Source organism: Amycolatopsis sulphurea (assembly GCF_002564045.1).
GTDB classification, from domain to species: Bacteria; Actinomycetota; Actinomycetes; order Mycobacteriales; family Pseudonocardiaceae; genus Amycolatopsis; species Amycolatopsis sulphurea.
The window spans coordinates 5,273,333-5,290,441 of record NZ_PDJK01000002.1 but is presented as its reverse complement, the minus strand read 5'-3'; the positions used below and the strand labels follow the sequence as shown (position 1 = coordinate 5,290,441).

Sequence of the window (17,109 nt, the reverse complement as noted above, 5' to 3'; positions counted from 1 at the left end):
CACGCTCCGGCCCGACGGCCCCGCGGCGCCCCAGCCCCAGCCCCAGCCCCAGCCCCACGCTCCCGACCCGGCGAGCCCGACGACCGCCCGAAAAACCCCTACCCCACCACGCCCGACAACCGCACCGCACACTCACGCCCCGGAATCCGCCCACCCCACGCGTTCCAGCCCCGGCAAGCTCCACGACGCCGCAAACCCGCACGCTCGGACCCCACCACGCACGAAGGTAAGTGCTGTGAAGGGCCCCTTCACAGCCTTCAGAGACACGCCCTCCCCGAGCCCCGGCCGGGCCGAGCGTCACCGCCCGCGCAGGCCAGTTCGGCCGCATACCCTGCCCCGAACGACGGTCCCACACGCGAGCGCCAGAAGCCCGCCTCCCCACCCGACCGCACACAACTCGCACGAGCCCGCTCCAGTCCCCACAACCGACCGCCGCCACAGGCATCCCCACCCAGGCCACACCCGACCACACACCACCCACACAAACCCGCCCCAGCCCCACAACCGACCGCCCTCCCCGGCCGACCCGCCCGGGTCGACTACCCCAAACCCGGAGCCCCGGCGCACCCTCCCAACCGGCCCACCCCGGCCCGTGAGCCCGTCACCCGGCCCCGCAAGCCCCTCCCCGGCCACCTACCCGAAGCACCACCCACCACCCCCTTCCCGCACAGGCGGTTTCTTTCCCACCACACCACCGGCCCGGCACACCACGGGCAGGCCGCACGCCGGACCCCGGCAACCGCCCCATCCCCCGCCGCGCACGCGAATTCGCGATTATTCCGGCAAAACCGAGGCTTGACGGCACCCCTGCCCGGGTACTCCACTAAGGAGGTGCGATCACCGGCCCGTCCCGCCCGAGGAGGGGGTCATGCTGCCCCATCGCGACCGCAGCGCGCTGCGGAAGATCGAAGAGGAACTGGCCGCGAGCGACCCCGCGTTCGCGGCAGTGCTGAGCCAGGGCGCGCCACCCATGCGGTCCCGGCTCCGCCTGATCACCCTGATCCTGGCCGACTTCACCACCCTGCTGATGATCATCCTCGGGCTCGTCACCGGGGAGACCGGCCTGTTCCTGTGGGGCCTGGCCGCGGCGCCGGGCCTGGTCTGGGCACACCGCATCCTGACCCCCCGCACCCGCGAGGACGATCCCGGCGAACACCCCTGACCAACCGACGCTGACCAAACGGTCCTGACCGAGCAAGCCCGACCGGGCGGCCCCGGCTCAGTCCCTGGCGGCGCGTTCGAGCAGCGGGGTGAGCCGGTAAGGCACCATCTCGCGCATCACCAGCGCGTTGCTGGTGCGCTCGACGCCCGGGATCTCCAGCATCTGCCCGGCGATCCGGTACAGGTCCTCGGCGTCGGTGGCGACCACGTGCACCAGCAGGTCCTGTGGGCCGGTCAGCCCGTGCACCTGCAGTACTTCCGGCACGGCGGCGAGCGAGCGCCCCACCTCGTCCAGCATCCGCTGGGTGACCTGCACCGTGACGAACGCCGACAGCGGGTACCCGAGCGTGGCCGGGTCGATCCGGTGTTCGGGCGAGCGCAGCACGTCGCCCTGTTCCAGCCGGGCCAGCCGGCTCTGCACGGTGTTGCGGGAAAGGCCCAGTTCCTCGGCGAGCGCCACGGCGGTGGCCCGCGGGGTACGGCCGAGCGCGAGCAGGATCCGGGCGTCGGTGGCGTCGAGCCGCCGGGCACTGGGCATGGTGCGCAGTCCTCTCCGAGCCGCATGACTCCGGTTTGGGCGTTGTGCTCAATCCGTCCGGGGTTGGTTGAGCAGTCTAACCACACCTGGTGGACTGGTGCGAACGTTCCGCCCAAGAGAGGTTCCGTCGACGTGACCAGCACCACCCCCGGCCGCATCCGGGAGAACGACACCGTGGACGTCCTGCGCGAGGTGGCCGACCGCGTGCTCTGGCTGTCCACCGCGATCATCGACCACGCCAACCGGGTGCGGCCGAACCCGACCGGGCTCAAGGTCGGTGGGCATCAGGCGTCCAGCGCCTCGATGGTCTCGATCATGACGGCGCTGTGGTTCGCCCGGCTGCGCGAGCAGGATCGGGTGTCGGTGAAACCGCATGCCTCGCCGGTGCTGCACGCGATCAACTACCTGCTCGGCGATCTCGACGAGAAGTACCTGACCTCGCTGCGGGAATTCGGCGGGCTGCAAAGCTATCCGTCCCGGTCGAAGGACCCGGACCAGGTCGACTACTCCACCGGCTCGGTCGGCATCGGAGCCACCGCGCCGCTCTGGGGCGCGCTCGCGCGCCGGTACGTCGAGTCGCACGGCGGCGGCGCGGGCACCGGGCGGCAGTATTCGCTCGTCGGCGACGCCGAACTCGACGAAGGCGCCTGCTGGGAGGCGATCCTCGATCCCACGGTGGCGGAGCTGGGCGAGGTCGTGTGGATCGTCGACCTCAACCGCCAGTCGCTCGACCGCGTCGTGCCCAACATCGGCGCTACCCGGCTGCAGGGCATGTTCGCCGCGGCCGGCTGGCAGGTGCTCACCGTGAAGTACGGCCGACTGCTGCAGGAGCTGTTCGCCCGTCCGGGCGGCGAGGCCCTGCGGCGGCGCATCGACGAGATGCCGAACCCGGAGTACCAGCGGTTACTGCGCTGCACGCCGGCGCAGCTGCGGGAACGGCTCGGCTCCCCGGAGCTGGCGCCGCTGCTGGACACCCTCGACGACGAAACCCTGCACGCGGCCATCCGCAACCTCGGCGGGCACGACCTGCCGGCCCTGCTGGACGCGTTCGATGCCATCGACGACAGCCGTCCGACCGTCGTTTTCGCTTACACCGTCAAGGGATTCGGTCTCGCCAGCGAGGGCCACCCGCAGAACCACTCGTCCCTGCTCACCGCCGAGCAGATCGGCGAACTGGCCGGCCGTGTCGGCGCCGCGCCGGACCACCCGTGGCAGAAGTTCCCCGACGGCTCCGCGGCCGCCCGGCTGTGCGCCGAGACGGCCCACCGGCTGCAGCGGGAAACCGTTGCGCCACAACAGGTTCCCACGATCCCGGTGGACATCGGCCGGACCCCGACCGGGCGTGCCACCACCCAGGCCGCGCTCGGCCGGGCACTGCTGGATCTGACCCGCGAAGCACCGGAGGCCGCGGAACTCGTGGTGACGCTGTGCCCGGACGTCTCCTCCAGCACCAACCTCGGCGGCTGGGTGAACAAGGTCGGCGTGTGGTCGCCGCAGGAGCGGGTGGACTGGTTCGCCGACGACCCGGAGACCATCCTGCACTGGCGCGAGCGGCCCACCGGTCAGCATCTGGAACTGGGCATCGCCGAGGTGAACCTGGTCAGCGCGCTCGGCGAACTGGGCACCACGTGGTCGCGCTGGGGCCGTCCGCTGCTGCCGATCGGGGTGCTCTACGACCCGTTCGTCGAGCGGGCGCTGGAGCCGTGGTCGTTCGGGATCTACGGCGGCGGGCAGTCGATCCTCGTCGGCACCCCGTCCGGGGTCACGCTCGCGCCGGAAGGCGGCGCGCACCAGTCGGTCACCACTCCCTCGGTCGGGCTGGAGCAGCCCGGGTGCGTGACCTACGAGCCCGCGTTCGCGATCGACGTCGAGTGGACGCTGCTCGCGTCGCTGGCCCGGCTCGGCCGGCCGGACGGCACGTCGGCCTACCTGCGGCTGTCCACCCGCCCGGTGGACCAGAAACTCGCCGCGGTGCCGGACGATCCGGCCGCGCGGGAACGCCGTCGCCGCCAGGTCGTCGCGGGCGCCTACCCGATCCGCACCGCGCCGGTCGCCCGGCCCGACGTCACGCTGGTGACGATGGGCGCGATGGTCACCGAGGCGCTCACCGCGGCCGACCGGCTGGACGCGCTGGGCAAGCACGCCGACGTCGTCTGCGTGACCAGCCCCGGGCTGCTGTTCCGCGCCGTGCGGGCACGGGCGGGACAGGACACCGCGGACACCTGGATCCTCGAATCGGCCCTGCCCGCCGACCGCCGCGCGCCGATGGTGACCGTGCTCGACGGGCATCCGCACACGCTCGCGTTCCTCGCCACGGTGCACCGGGTCCGCGCGGCGCACCTCGGGGTCACGCAGTTCGGGCAGTCGGGCGACCTGGACAGCGTCTACCACCACCACGGGATCGACACCGACAGCATCATCCGGGCGGCCCTGGACGTCGCCGGCTGACCCGACCGGGCCTGGCGGGAGTCCGTGAAGGGCCCCTTCACGGACTCTGAGTCTGTGAAGGGCCCCTTCACAGCCCGGAGGGAGCGGTCAGTGAAGCCCGCGACCGCCTCCCAGCACAGCATCAGCGGCGCTGTGAGGTTGCTGTGCGTTTGGCTCCGGAGGTGCGCGAGGCCGGGCGGCGTGGTCACCTTGAGCGGTGAAGATCGTGGTTTTCCGGACCGGGCTCGTGGTCGTCGCCGCTGCCGCGCTCATCGCCAGCAGCGCCGCGGCGGCCGCGGTCGACATCGCGCCCGGGGGTGTGGTGAACACCGCCGCCGTGGCGCAGACCGCGCCCTCACCGGCCCAGGCCGCCGGAAGCGCGGTGGGCACCTTGGTGTCCGGCGGCAAGCACTTCTGCACCGCCAGCGTCGTGCACAGCCCGGGCGGCGACCTCGTACTCACCGCCGCGCATTGCCTCGGCGACGGCATCAGCGGGCTCACCTTCGTCCCCGGCTACCGCGACGGCGCCGCCCCGTACGGCAGCTGGAACGTCACTTCGGAGACGATTCCGGCCGGCTGGCAGGATTCCGCCGACCAGGATCTCGACTTCGCGTTCCTTACCGTCGCCCAGCCCGGCACCAGTGCCACGCTGGAAAGCCTCACCGGCGGCAACACGCTCGGCACCGGCCAGGGCTTCTCCCACACCGTCACCCTCACCGGATATCCCGACGCCACCGAAGAACCCGTCGTCTGCACCGGTACCACCGCCCAGTCCGACACTTACCAGCAGCGCATCGCCTGCCCGGGTTTCCCGGACGGCACCAGCGGCGGCCCGTGGATCACCGGCGCGGACCCGCTGACCGGGCTCGGCACCGTACTCGGCGTGATCGGCGGCTACCAGCAAGGCGGCGACACCGCGGACGTCTCCTACAGCGCCTACTTCGACACCGACATCCAGGAGCTCTACGCCCAGGCCACTGCCTGAACCGCTTGCGCTGGAGCACACTCCAGCTCCTGGCTATTCGTGGCCCTGGCGGGTCGGCGTGGTCTTGGGGAAACTTGTGGGTGCTGTCCGGTCGACGTCGACCCGTCTTGGCGCTTGCGAGGTCGTCTCCTCAGCCTGGGCCGACGCACACGTCCCAGCACCCGATCGGCTCCGGCTTCGGCGCCGAGAGCACCGCCACCGAAGTCCTCGAAGGTCTCGATCTCTCCGGCCGGCTCGCAGCGGTCACCGGCGGCTACTCCGGCATCGGCCTGGAGACCATCCGCGCGCTCGCCGTGGCCGGCGCTCACGTGCTCGTTCCGGCCCGGCGCCCGGAGGTCGCCACGTTCGCCCGCTGATCAGCGCGAGACGGCCGCGGCGGCCGGGACCTGGTGCAGGGAAAGATCCTGCCCCGCACCGGAATCGGCCGCCCACGCCCCGGACTCGGCGGTCCAGGTCTGCCCGGCGAAGCTGACCTTGTCCACCCCCAATGCGACGGAGCGGGCCACCAGCCAGCTGCCGATCCGCCACCCCTCCTCCGCCGGGTGGGCGCCGCTGAGCCGGGCGTTGCCCAGCTCGGCGTTCGCCGTGTCGACCAGGTCCACCTGCGGTGCGCCGACCGTGATGTTCCGGCAGGTCAGCGCGGCCGGGTACTGGCCGGTCAGCGCGCCTCCGGCGGCGGCCGCCACGTTCTCCCACTGGGCATAGGCGTCCGGCGCCGCGGAGCGCTGGACCTCCTGCGCCGCCTCGGTCACCGGCATGGTCTGCCAGCCGGACAGCTTCGCGAGCTTCTTGTAGAACGCGGTGGCCGCGTAGACCGGGTCCTGCAGCTGGTCCGGATTGCCCCAGCCCTGGCTCGGGCGCTGCTGGAACAGGCCGACCGAATCACGATCGCCGCCGGAAAGGTTGCGCAGCTTGGATTCCTGCAACGCGGTGGCGAGCCCCACGGTGACCGCGTGCGGCGGCAGGCCCATCTTGCCGGCCACCGCGGCGATCACCGCGGCGTTGTCCATCTGCTGCGGCTGCAGGGTGTACTGCGGGGCCTGCTGATCCGACGGTCCTTGGGGGAGGGTCACCGTGCATCCCGGGGTCTTCACCTCGTTACCCCGGAAGACAACCACCACCACGACCACCGCCGCCAGCACCGCCACGACCGCCACGATCGCCGCCCGCACGCCGAATCCGCGCACTCCTGCCCCTGCCCTTCAGCCACGCCTTCGCCGACGCCCAGTCTGCCCGGGTGCCGGTTCCGCCGGGACCGCGGGGCGGTCATCCGCCCAGGAAGACCGGGTTCGTCATGGCCACCATCGCGTTCGGCGTGCTGGTGCCCGGGCTGCCGGAAGGACGCCGCACCTCGGCCCGCACCCACCGGCTGTAGCGTGGATAGGTCTGCCAGGTCACGGTGGCGCTGCCGGAATCCGGCACCGTCTCGGTGTGCTCCGGGCCGAGCTGATCGAGGAAGGTCACCGTGGTGCCGGGTACCCCGGACACGCTCGCCCGCACGGTGACCGGCGTGCCGGTGCCCGCCGCCAGCCGTTCGCCGATCCCCGCCGTCCGGCCGCCCCCGGAGATCGAGAAGTCCAGCTGCACGGCCTTTGATTCGGCCAGCCACGAACGGCCCGCCTTGAGCCCGGCGAGCAGCTCGGCCCGGCCCAGCCGCTCGGCCAGCACCACGGTGTGCGGCAGCGCGACGATCTGGTCCGGGTTGTGCGCGTCGGAATCGCCGATCGCCGGGATCCAGCGGCCGCCACGCAGCAGTCCGTCCCAGTGCGTCACGCCGGCCTCGTCGTCCGGCGTCCACGGGCCGTTCCACACCTCGACGAGATCCGCGATCTCGTAAGCGAATTCGTAGGTGCAGCCAAAGCAGTTGGCGAACGGGTGCGCCGCGGTGACCAGGCCGCCCGCCCGGTGCACCTGGTCGGTGAACCGCCGGAAGACGCGGGGGTCGGCGGCCCGGTAGCGCCAGTCGATCCAGGTGCCCGCGGGCAGGCCGATCGCGGGCCAGTGCCCGGAACGGGTGGTGACCTCCTCGCCGTTGAGGATCAGCAGGTCGTCGGTGGCGTGGTCGCCCCAGATCAGCTGTGCGCTCGGGGTGTTGTGGTCGGTGGAGGCGATGAAGTCCAGCCCGGCCGCACGCGCGTCGGCAACCAGCTGCTCCGGCGTACGCCGGCCGTCGGAGTGCACGGTGTGCAGGTGACAGTCGCCGCGATACCAGGCCCGGCCGCGCTCGCGGGCCGGGGCACGCTCCGGCGCCGGGTTCGGCCGGAACGGCTTCGCGTCGTCGCGGCCGAAGGTGAGCGTGATGTCCACGCGGTAGTTCATGCCCTGCGGGGCGACCGTGTACGGGCCGAGGATCACGTGCCAGCGGCCGGGGGCGATCGGACCGGCGAGGTAGCCGGGCGTGGCCTGCGCGGCACTGATCGAGAACCGGTCGCGGAACCCGCCGGACCAGCCCCGGAAGCCGCGGGCGTTGCCCAGCTCGTGCCCCTCCGGCCCGAACATGCCGATGTCACAGGCGTTCCCGCGCACACCCGGCGGGACGGACGGACGGTCGTAGGAGTAGACGACGTCGATCTGCCGGACCCCGCGCGGCACGTCGACCGGCAGGTAGTACCAGTCCGGCACGTCGGGACGGAAGGTGCCGGTGACGGTCCTGGTCTCCGGTCCGGCCCCCGGCGCGGGCGCCGCGAAGGCCACCCCGGGCAGCATGCCCATCGCCACGCCTGCCGCGGCCACCCCGCCCGCCCGCAGCATGGTGCGTCGTCTGAGTTCCCCAGTGGACATCTGCGCACCTCCGCACTCGACTGACGCGCCGACGCTAAGGTGAGCACTCCGCAGGGTCCCGGCGAAGTTGGTCGAGGACCCGTGATCAGCAGAGAGAGCCGTGGCGGCCGCGTCATCATCGACAACACCTGCCATCTTCGTCGATCACGCCCGGCAGCGGGCGAAGCGGAGGTGTTCGAGACGCGCGACCACCTCGCGGTATGCGCCAGCCCTGTCCCGGGTCTGTGAAGGGGCCCTTCACGGACTCTGAGTCTGTGAAGGGCCCCTTCACAGACCTCCGCAGTCTGCGCGGGGCCCCTCACACCGACGTTGCCGACACTCTGGAGCACTCCGGCCCCCGCAACGACGCGCACGTGAACACTCGGCGACCGGCAGGCGGGAATTGCCGGAAAAGATCAGCCGCGATTGCCGATCAATTCCTTTTCCGGCACCGGCCGCCCGGCCGCACGCGCGACCGGCACGCAGGCCAGGAGCAGAAATGCCGCCATGACGCCCAGGAGCGCGTGGCCGGCGAGGGCACACAATCCGCATAATGCGGTCCACAGGACGATCTTCATTCACTGATTGTAGAACCCACGGGAATCGGCCGCGCGGAACTTGGGAAAGAATTAGGGTTGCCCTCCGCATTGTTCGGGGCGATGAATTCCCGGGGGAAAGGGAAAGGGTTGCCTGATCTTTTCCGGCCGGAGTGACCGGCGGACGGCGGGGCGGAAACGGGTCGGGTGCCGCTTCGGTCTCGGGGCTTCGGTCTCGGGGCTTCGGTCTCGGGGCTTCGGTCTCGGGGCTTCGGTCTCGGGGCTTCGGTCTCGGGGCTTCGGTCTCGGGGCTTCGGTCTCGGGGCTTCGGTCTCGGGGCTTCGGTCTCGGGGCTTCGGTCTCGGGGCTTCGGTCTCGGGGCTTCGGTCTCGGGGCTTCGGTCTCGGGGCTTCGGTCTCGGGGCTTCGGTCTCGGGGCTTCGGTCTCGGGGCTTCGGTCTCGGGGCTTCGGTCTCGGGGCTTCGGTCTCGGGGCTTCGGTCTCGGGGCTTCGGTCTCGGGGCTTCGGTCTCGGGGCTTCGGTCTCGGGGCTTCGGTCTCGGGGCTTCGGTCTCGGGGCTTCGGTCTCGGGGCTTCGGTCTCGGGGCTTCGGTCTCGGGGCTTCGGTCTCGGGGCTTCGGTCTCGGGGCTTCGGTCTCGGGGCTTCGGTCTCGGGGCTTCGGTCTCGGGGCTTCGGTCTCGGGGCTTCGGTCTCGGGGCTTCGGTCTCGGGGCTTCGGTCTCGGGGCTTCGGTCTCGGGGCTTCGGTCTCGGGGCTTCGGTCTCGGGGCTTCGGTCTCGGGGCTTCGGCTTCGGCTTCGGCTTCGGCTTCGGCTTCGGCTTCGGCTTCGGCTTCGGCTTCGGCTTCGGCTTCGGCTTCGGCTTCGGAGCATCCCACCCCGGCCCGAAACCGTCCCAGAACCACCCCGGCCCGCCCCGCACCCGGCCGAAGCGCCCCCGCACGCCCCCGATCCTCACCGTCCGGCAAGATCGTGGGGTGCCTGCTCCCGGAACCAGCGCCCTCGTCGTCGAACTGCCTGCCGCCGCGAAGCTGCTCGCGCTGGCCGCGGAGGTCGAGCCGGGGCTCGTCCGTGCCGGATTGCCGCCGCATGTCACGGCGTTGTATCCGTTTCTGCCCGCCGCGCACCTGACCGACGCGGTCGACGAGGCGGTGCGCGCCCTCGCCCGCGCGCAGGAGCCGGTCGAGGTCCGGCTGGCGGAGGTGGTGACTGCACCGGGGTTCGTCGCGGCCGCGGCACCCGCGTTGCAGCCGCTGGCCGACGCGGTGTGCGCGCGCTGGCCGGAGGTGCCGCCCTACGGCGGACGGTTCGGCCCTCGCCCGCCCGTGCACCTGACGATCGCGATGGGCGGTACCGACGAGCAGCGCGCGACCGTCGCCGAACGTGCGGCTGCGGCACTCCCGGTGACCGACCGTGCCGAGACGCTGCATCTCGTGGTGCTCACCGAGCAGGGCTGGCAGCTCCGGCTGTCGGCTCCGCTCGGAACTCTCGCGCAATAGCCCGCAGCCGCGTCACGTCGGCGGCGAAGGCGGTCTCCGCAGGGGCTTCGTCGGCGTCGCCGGCTGTGGGGCCTTCGCCGTCCCTCAGTGCCTGCGCGGCGGCGGCCGGAGTCAACTGCGGTCCGACGCCGGCGAGAAGAAGACCGTCGCTGATTTCACTCATCATGGTCAACAGTCGTTCCCGTCCACTCCCGCGTACGTCAGCGAGACGCACGACGTCCGGGTACCGCTCGGCGAGGTGCGTACGCAACGGGCGCAGCTCCGCACGCGTCCGTGAGTCACGCAGCGCCCGGACCGCGGCCGGGAACGCGGGCACCGTCAACCCGATCACGAGCAGCAGCACGGCAATCGCCGGGAACCCCACCGCAAGCGCACAGTCCAGACTCGAAAACGCGCCCCGGCAGACGGCCGCTACCGGGTGCTCGGCCGCCACGTCGCGAATCAGATCGACGATCTTCCCGGTCAGATAAGCGAAAGCGACCAGACAGCCGGCGAACACCAACCCGAGCCCGACCCGGAACGCACCGGTCCCCGTACGCACCGCACCAACCGATACCACGGCGATTTCCGCCACCGCGTAGCCCAGGTACAAGGTGTAGACCACGATGTACACGATCAGCGTCGGGTTCGAGCGGTACAGCTCGTCGAACAGTCCCACACCGGCCGGCAACCCACGGGTTGCGAAGAACGACCCCGCAAGGACCACCACCGCAACCAGCAGGACGATCAACCGTGTACGCCGCCGTCGATGCGCCACACCACCGATCTCTGCGACAGTGACCGAAATGCCGTACGCGGCGACCATGGTCGCGAGATTGGACAACAGCCGCCCGAGACTCGGGTACAGCCGGCTCTCGATCTCCTGCGCGCTGTTCGCCAGGAAGCAGAACGCCAGACCGAGCGCGATGAGCGAGATCGCCAGACCGGATCCGGCGCCGGTCCGCCGCGCGCGCACCGCGCGCCAGATCCCGATGGCGACCGCGAGCAGCCCTACCCCGAAGAAGAGCGCGTCGATCATCCGAGCACCGACGCAAAGCGCCGCGCGCGTTCGGCCGCCCGTCCGGACGCACCCGGACGCAGCGGTGCGTCGTCGGAGGTCGCGGCGCTCATCAACAGGACAGCCATCAGCTCCGCCTCGTATTCGTCGGAATCCGTCGTGACGCGAGTGAGCAGGTGCGACAACAGGTGCGCGCTCAGGTCCGGGGCGACGCGCGCCGCGTCGGCCTCGGACAGCACGCAGTCCCCGCGGTGCTCACAGAGCAGGTGCGCGATCTCGTGCGCGATGATGTGATCCTGGTGCAGGCTCGACGTACCCGCCGCGTACGCGACCAGGTCGTAGTCCTCGTGCCGCTGCCAGGCGCCGGACGGTTGTCCCGGCACGTATTCCACAGCCAGCAGGTCGATGTCACGGTCACGGTGGCGTTCCAGCCGGTCGATCCAGGCGTTCATCGACCACGGCCGCGGCGGCGGCACAGCGGCCAGCAACTCCCCCACTGCCCGGCGGGCACGCGTACGCAGGCTCGGATCGATGACCCCTCCCGAAGTGATCGGCGGCAGGACCAGCCGAGGGCACCACGGGGTTCCGGGCACACCGGCGACCGTCAGCATAGCGGTCCTGATCACTCCGGTTTACGTCCTCGGCGGGCCCGTTCGCGCCCGGACGCGTAGCTGTTGAGCTGATCCATCAGCGCGGTGACCGTCTCGCGATCCCGCGCGGAGAGCCGCATCGCGCGCTGCGCCAGATCACGGGCCTCGGTGTCGCGCCAGGCGACCACGTCGGCGACCTGGCCGTCGACGCGCGCGGCGACCTCGTCGTCGAAGAAATACGTGACCGGCACGCCGAAGAACCGGGCCAGCGCCTGGATGTGCGAGCGCTTCGGATCGCGGCGCGCGCCGACGGCCAGCTGCTGCACGTGCGTGGCCGACATGGTGACCCCGGTCAGCTCCGCGACGCCCTGGGCGATCTCCCGATAGGAGTAAGGCTTGCGGTCGGGCGGGTGCACCGTGCCGATCAGGTGCGCGAGCCGATGCGCGAAGCTGCGCTTCTCGTCCTGCCCGGCCATGCCGCCCCCAACCGTCCCTGTTCCGCGACAATACCCAGCATAACTGTCCCGTAAACTTGACACTACCCGTGTCGTTCCGGCTACACTCCTGCCGAGCGCTGTCAAGAAAACTAAACACCGGTCCCGCGTGTGATCACTGGGGGTGCTCACACGCGGGACCCGCTGACTCGCATACCGGCCGCACAGGATGCGGCGGTAGGTTGTCCGCCATGGTGCACCCCAACAGCCCGGAAGGGACACCGGTAGTCGTCACCGGTGGCAGCGGCTTCATCGGCCGGGCCACCGTCGCCGCGTTCCGGGAGCGTGACTACCCGGTGACCGTCGTCGACCGGGTGCGCTACGAGACCGCCGACGAAGGCGTACGCGTGGTAACCGGCGATCTGCAGGACGCGGCGATCCGCGAAGCCGCGATCGCCGAGGGCACCGGCGGGATCGTGCACCTCGCCGCGCTCACCTCCGTGCTCAAGTCCGTCGAGCTGCCGCGTGAGACGTACGCCGAAAACGTGGCGGTGACCCACGAGCTGCTGGAGCTGTGCCGTACGCGCGAAGTGCCACGGTTCGTGCTCGCGTCGACCAACGCGGTCGTCGGCGACGTCGGCACGTCGACCATCACTCTCGATCTGCCCACGCGACCGCTGACGCCGTACGGAGCAACGAAGGCGGCGTGCGAGATGCTGCTGTCCGGCTACACCGGCGCGTACGGCATGACCACTTGCGCGCTGCGCTTCACCAACGTGTACGGCCCGGGCATGTCCCACAAGGACAGCTTCGTCCCGCGCATGATGCGCGCCGCGCTCAACGACGAAGGCGTACGCGTGTACGGGACCGGCAAGCAGATGCGCGATCTCGTCCACATCGACGACGTGGTGCGCGCGATCGTTCTGGCCTACGAAGGCGGTCACAGCGGCCGCGCGATCGTGGGCGCCGGACGGTCGGTGTCGGTGCTGGAGATGATCGAGACCGTGCGCGAGGTGACTGGCGCCGCGTTGCCGATCGAACACGTGCCCGCGCCGGCCGGTGAGATGCCCGCGGTGATCGTCGACGTCTCGGCGAGCGCGGGCACCATCGGCTACCGCCCGGAGACCTCGCTGGCCGACGGGCTGGCCACCACCTGGAAGTACTTCTCGGACCAGGAGACCACCAGCCGGTGAGCCGGTTCCTCCGCCGCCACGCGTTCCTGCTCGTCTTGCTGGCGCTGGGCGCCACGCTGCGAGTGCTGGCCTGGGTCGCCTACCGGCCGGCCATCCTGTACATCGATTCGTTCCGATACCTGGACAACCTGCACGCGCTGCGCGCCGATCAGCTCAACCCGATCGGCTACGACCTCCTGCTGCGCCCGCTGCTCGCGGTCGGCGGGCTGGCCTTCGTCGCCGCGGTACAGCATCTGGCCGGAATGGCCGTCGCAGTAGGGCTGTACGCGCTGGCGCGGCGGCTGGGCGCCCGTCGCTGGGTGAGCGCGCTCGCCGCCGCTCCCCTGCTGCTCGACGCCTACCAGGTACAGATCGAGCAGAACATCATGTCCGAGGTGCTCTTCGAAGCACTGCTGCTCGGTCTGCTGTGGCTGCTGCTGGCGAAAGGCAAGCCGAACTGGCGGCGGATCGCGCTCGCCGGGCTGATCGTCGGGTTCGCCGTACTGGTGCGGCTGGTCGGAGTGGCGCTCGCGGCGCCCTTCCTGCTGTACGTGCTCGCCGCCGGCCGCGCGTGGCGTAGGTGGCGAGGCTGGCGCAACGCGGGCATCGGGCTGCTGGCGATGCTCGTGGTGGTCGTGCCCTACGCCGCGGAGGTCAAGGCGCAGACCGGGAAGTGGGGACTGACCGGCCCGTCCGGGGACATGCTGTATGGGCGTACGGCGGCGGTGGCCGACTGTCCGAACCTGAAGCTGGATCTGGTGCTAAAGGTGTTTTGCCCGGCCCAGGAGATCGGCCTCCGCCGCGTGGACGACTACACCCACGCAGACCTCGACCCGGCGTGGCCGGGCCCGCTGCCGCCCGGTACGGACAAGACGGCGCTCGCGCACGAGTTCGCTGTCACCGTGCTCAAGGCGCAGTGGTGGGACGTCGCGAAGGCGATCATCGGGGACTTCGCAAAGAGCTTCCGCTTCACCCGCACCAACGCGGTCAATGACGTCGAGGTCGAACGGTGGCAGTTCCAGCTGACCTATCCACAGTGGGCAGATCCACCGGTGATCTCGGGTTACACGACGCAGTACGACGGCGTCGGCCCGAGCGTCGACGAGCCGATCGCGGTGGTTCTGCGCAACTACCAGCTCAACGGCGGTTTCGCACCCGGGACGGTGCTCGGCTTCTTCGCGCTTCTCGGGTTGTCCACTCTGCTGCGCCGGAAACGGCCGCACGACCCCGCGCGCAGCGGAGCGCTCTTCGCCGCTGGCGCCGGGCTGTTTCTGCTCTTCGCGTGCGCGGTCTTCGAGTTCTCCTGGAGGTACCAGTTGCCCGCGCTAGTGCTGCTGCCGATGGCCGGTGCGCTCGGCTTCACCACGCTCACCTCGCCGAGCCGGCGTCGGCTCGCCGCCTACCCCGACGCGACCGACGAACGCGCCGCCGCCCGCTTCCGCCAGCGGCATTCGGGCATGCAGCTTTCCGAGCTGACCGTGGTGATCGCTGCGTACAACGAAGCGGGCGGCATCGGCCAGGTCCTCGACGACATGTCCGAAACGTGCCTGGGGCTGCCCGTGGACGTTCTTGTGGTCGTCGACGGGGGTACAGACGACACGGCGACCATCGCCGAGAAGCATGGCGCGTACGTGTGCGTCGCACCGACCAACCGGGGGCAGGGCGCGGCGTTACGACTCGGCTATCACCTCGCCGCCGAGTACGGCGCGAAGTACATCGTGACCACCGACGGTGACGGGCAGTACGACAACAGCGAGATGGCGGAGCTCGTACGCCCGCTCATCGAGAACGCTGCCGACTTCGTGACCGGCTCGCGCAGGCTCGGCCACGAAGAAGCCGCCAACCGCATGCGGTGGGTCGGGGTGCGCGTGTTCGCGTGGCTCGCTTCGCTGCTGACGCTGCGCCGGATCACCGACACGTCGTTCGGATTCCGCGGCATGCACGCGGAACTCGCCACTGCGGTCCCCTTGAACGAACCGCAGTACCAGTCCTCGGAGCTGCTGCTGGGCGTCACCGCGCGCGGGGCACGGGTACTGGAACGACCGATGAGTATGCGGCTGCGCAAGGCTGGCAAGAGCAAGAAGGGCGGCAGCCTCGTGTACGGCGCGAATTACGCGCGCGTCATGACGGGGACGTGGTGGCGGGGGTACGTGCTGCGCCGCGGGCGAAAACGAAGCGATCGAGCAGCGTGAACTTCACGACGAACACCGCCGCGTAGCTGAACACGTACGCCGCGTCGAGAGCGACGACCCACCAGAAGTGCGGCAGCGAGAGCGGCGCGAGCAGGTGCCCGGTGAGCGTGGTCAGGCCCACCGAGGCGAGCCCGCCGAGCGAGATCACCGCGACGTAAGGCGCCAGCTCGTGGGCCACGTCGGGCCGGCCACGACGGCCCCACACCCAGCGGCGGGTGAGGAAGTAGTTCAGCACCGCGCCCGCGGCGAACGCGACGCCACTGGCCAGCCGCGGCTCCCCGCCTGCCCCGAGCACGGTGATCAGCGCGACCTGGCTGAGCAGCGTCGCGGCCACGGAACTCGTCGCCGCGCGAACGAACCGCACCAGGCCCCGGCGCCGCGGCGGCGAATCCTCCGCTGTGCGTGGTTCGGCCGGGCTGGTTACCGTCGTCATGCCCCCAGTCTCCCCCTCGCGCCGTACGACATGCCGAGCGACCCCCGGTCACACAGAGAATTCACAGCTTGCTGCCAGGCGCCGATCAGCACCCCGGCATTAGGTTCGGAAGTCGGTCAAAGCATCAGGTACGTCGTGAAATCGGCGGACCCGGTGCAGAAACGAAAGAAAGGCTCCTTCATGCGTGTGCTGGTTCTCGGTGGCGACGGGTATCTAGGCTGGCCCACGGCATTGCATTTGTCCGACCGCGGGCACGACGTGGCCGTTCTGGACAACTTCGCTCGACGCCGCTACGACGTCGAGCTGGGCACCGAGAGTCTCGTCCCGATCGAAAACCTGGCGACCCGGATCGGGGCCTGGCAGGAGGTGTCCGGCAAGCGGATCGACGCCTACGAGGGTGATTTGCTGGACGCCGGCTTCGTCTATGACACAGTGCGGGAGTACCGGCCCGACGCGATCGTTCATTTCGCCGAACAGCGGTCCGCGCCGTATTCGATGATCGACCGCGAGCATGCCGTCTACACCCAGCACAACAACGTGGTGGGCAACCTCAACCTGCTTTACGCGATCGCCGAGATCGACCCGGCGATCCACCTGGTCAAGCTGGGCACAATGGGCGAGTACGGCACGCCGAACATCGACATCGAGGAGGGCTGGCTCGAGGTCGAGCACAACGGCCGCCGCGACCGGATGCTGTATCCGAAGAAGCCGGGCTCGTTCTATCACCTGTCGAAGGTGCACGATTCGCACAACATCGAGTTCGCCTGCCGGATCTGGGACCTGCGCGCCACCGATCTGAACCAGGGCGTGGTGTACGGCCAGCAGACCCCGCAGACCGCGCTCGACCCGCGGCTGGCGACCCGGTTCGACTACGACGCGGTGTTCGGCACGGTGCTGAACCGGTTCGTCATCCAGGCCGTGCTGGGGCAGCCGCTGTCGGTGTACGGCAAGGGCGGGCAGACCCGCGGGTTGCTCGACATCCGGGACACCGTGGAGTGCATCCGGCTGGCCGTGGAGCACCCCGCCGAGCGCGGCGAGTTCCGGGTGTTCAACCAGATGACGGAGAGCTACTCGGTGAGGCAGATCGCGAACATCGTGGCGAACACCTTCCCCGGCCCGGTGCAGATCGAGCATCTGGACAACCCGCGGGTCGAGCAGGCCGAGCACTACTACCACGTCAAGCACACCGGGCTGGTCGAGCTGGGCCTGCAGCCGCATTTGCTCACCGACACCCTGATCGAGTCGATGTTCGACCTGGTCGGCGCGAACAAGCAGCGAGTGGACGAAAAGCGGCTGCTGCCGGGTGTGCGCTGGCGGGGCGCCGTCGAGTCCTGATCCATCCTTGATCCACGGCTGATCCACTTCCGA

Annotated in this window: 15 protein-coding genes and 1 pseudogene; 8 read left to right on the top strand and 8 right to left on the bottom strand. The window is 70.4% G+C overall.

Features of this window, described 5'->3' with window-relative positions:
• The first annotated feature begins 868 nt into the window (after positions 1-868).
• Positions 869-1,162 carry a DUF3040 domain-containing protein gene (locus tag ATK36_RS30160; protein ID WP_098514537.1) on the top strand — a complete coding sequence of 98 codons (294 nt, stop codon included), beginning with the start codon at positions 869-871 and terminating at the stop codon, positions 1,160-1,162.
• 57 nt (positions 1,163-1,219) lie between these two features.
• On the opposite strand, the gene ATK36_RS30155 is transcribed toward ATK36_RS30160, so the two are convergent.
• Positions 1,220-1,699, bottom strand: a complete 480-nt coding sequence (locus tag ATK36_RS30155) for an Lrp/AsnC family transcriptional regulator (RefSeq protein ID WP_098514536.1) — start codon at positions 1,697-1,699, stop codon at positions 1,220-1,222.
• Between the two features lie 174 nt (positions 1,700-1,873).
• Between ATK36_RS30155 and ATK36_RS30150 the strand changes: the two genes are divergently transcribed.
• The 3 genes and pseudogenes from ATK36_RS30150 to ATK36_RS30135 all read left to right on the top strand — a co-directional run.
• Entirely contained in the window at positions 1,874-4,147 is a 2,274-nt protein-coding gene (locus tag ATK36_RS30150) for a transketolase-like TK C-terminal-containing protein (protein ID WP_425427413.1), read from the top strand.
• 202 nt (positions 4,148-4,349) lie between these two features.
• Positions 4,350-5,111, top strand: coding sequence for a trypsin-like serine peptidase (locus ATK36_RS30140; protein WP_387000543.1), 762 nt, complete (start codon positions 4,350-4,352; stop codon positions 5,109-5,111).
• A gap of 107 nt (positions 5,112-5,218) precedes the next feature.
• Positions 5,219-5,461 (top strand): annotated as a pseudogene (locus ATK36_RS30135) (hypothetical protein); the annotation flags it as partial.
• A gap of 6 nt (positions 5,462-5,467) precedes the next feature.
• On the opposite strand, the gene ATK36_RS30130 reads toward ATK36_RS30135, so the two are convergent.
• The 3 genes from ATK36_RS30130 to ATK36_RS32625 all read right to left on the bottom strand — a co-directional run bounded on the left by ATK36_RS30130 (position 5,468) and on the right by ATK36_RS32625 (position 8,449).
• Complete coding sequence (locus tag ATK36_RS30130) at positions 5,468-6,298, bottom strand: hypothetical protein (RefSeq protein WP_245915307.1); 831 nt, start codon at positions 6,296-6,298, stop codon at positions 5,468-5,470.
• A gap of 79 nt (positions 6,299-6,377) precedes the next feature.
• On the bottom strand, positions 6,378-7,892 hold the full coding sequence (locus ATK36_RS30125; RefSeq protein WP_098514531.1) for a CehA/McbA family metallohydrolase: 1,515 nt from the start codon (positions 7,890-7,892) through the stop codon (positions 6,378-6,380).
• A gap of 395 nt (positions 7,893-8,287) precedes the next feature.
• Positions 8,288-8,449: a hypothetical protein gene (locus ATK36_RS32625; protein WP_170069968.1), complete on the bottom strand. Its 162-nt coding sequence runs from the start codon at positions 8,447-8,449 to the stop codon at positions 8,288-8,290.
• Between the two features lie 952 nt (positions 8,450-9,401).
• Here ATK36_RS32625 and ATK36_RS30120 point away from each other — a divergent pair.
• On the top strand, positions 9,402-9,923 hold the full coding sequence (locus ATK36_RS30120) for a 2'-5' RNA ligase family protein (protein WP_098514530.1): 522 nt from the start codon (positions 9,402-9,404) through the stop codon (positions 9,921-9,923).
• On the opposite strand, the gene ATK36_RS30115 is transcribed toward ATK36_RS30120, so the two are convergent.
• From ATK36_RS30115 to ATK36_RS30105, 3 genes are read right to left on the bottom strand one after another with little or no spacing between them, the layout of a single operon-like run.
• Positions 9,865-10,941 (bottom strand): hypothetical protein, encoded by a 1,077-nt coding sequence (locus ATK36_RS30115; protein ID WP_098514529.1) that lies wholly within the window; start codon positions 10,939-10,941, stop codon positions 9,865-9,867. The genes ATK36_RS30120 and ATK36_RS30115 overlap by 59 nt on opposite strands.
• Positions 10,938-11,546, bottom strand: coding sequence for a hypothetical protein (locus ATK36_RS30110; RefSeq protein WP_245915306.1), 609 nt, complete (start codon positions 11,544-11,546; stop codon positions 10,938-10,940). The genes ATK36_RS30115 and ATK36_RS30110 overlap by 4 nt, the downstream gene beginning before the upstream one ends.
• Positions 11,543-11,986, bottom strand: a complete 444-nt coding sequence (locus ATK36_RS30105) for a transcriptional regulator (RefSeq protein WP_098514528.1) — start codon at positions 11,984-11,986, stop codon at positions 11,543-11,545. The genes ATK36_RS30110 and ATK36_RS30105 overlap by 4 nt, the downstream gene beginning before the upstream one ends.
• A 209-nt stretch (positions 11,987-12,195) precedes the next feature.
• Between ATK36_RS30105 and ATK36_RS30100 the strand changes: the two genes are divergently transcribed.
• Positions 12,196-13,137 (top strand): NAD-dependent epimerase/dehydratase family protein, encoded by a 942-nt coding sequence (locus ATK36_RS30100; protein WP_098514527.1) that lies wholly within the window; start codon positions 12,196-12,198, stop codon positions 13,135-13,137.
• The gene (locus ATK36_RS30095; protein WP_098514526.1) at positions 13,134-15,308 is read left to right on the top strand and encodes a glycosyltransferase family 2 protein; all 2,175 of its coding nucleotides are present in this window, start codon (positions 13,134-13,136) and stop codon (positions 15,306-15,308) included. The genes ATK36_RS30100 and ATK36_RS30095 overlap by 4 nt, the downstream gene beginning before the upstream one ends.
• On the opposite strand, the gene ATK36_RS30090 is transcribed toward ATK36_RS30095, so the two are convergent.
• Positions 15,238-15,741, bottom strand: coding sequence for a GtrA family protein (locus ATK36_RS30090; protein WP_098514525.1), 504 nt, complete (start codon positions 15,739-15,741; stop codon positions 15,238-15,240). The genes ATK36_RS30095 and ATK36_RS30090 overlap by 71 nt on opposite strands.
• 180 nt (positions 15,742-15,921) lie before the next feature.
• On the opposite strand from ATK36_RS30090, the gene ATK36_RS30085 reads away from it, so the two are divergent.
• On the top strand, positions 15,922-17,076 hold the full coding sequence (locus ATK36_RS30085; RefSeq protein WP_098515290.1) for an NAD-dependent epimerase/dehydratase family protein: 1,155 nt from the start codon (positions 15,922-15,924) through the stop codon (positions 17,074-17,076).
• Positions 17,077-17,109: the final 33 nt, after the last annotated feature.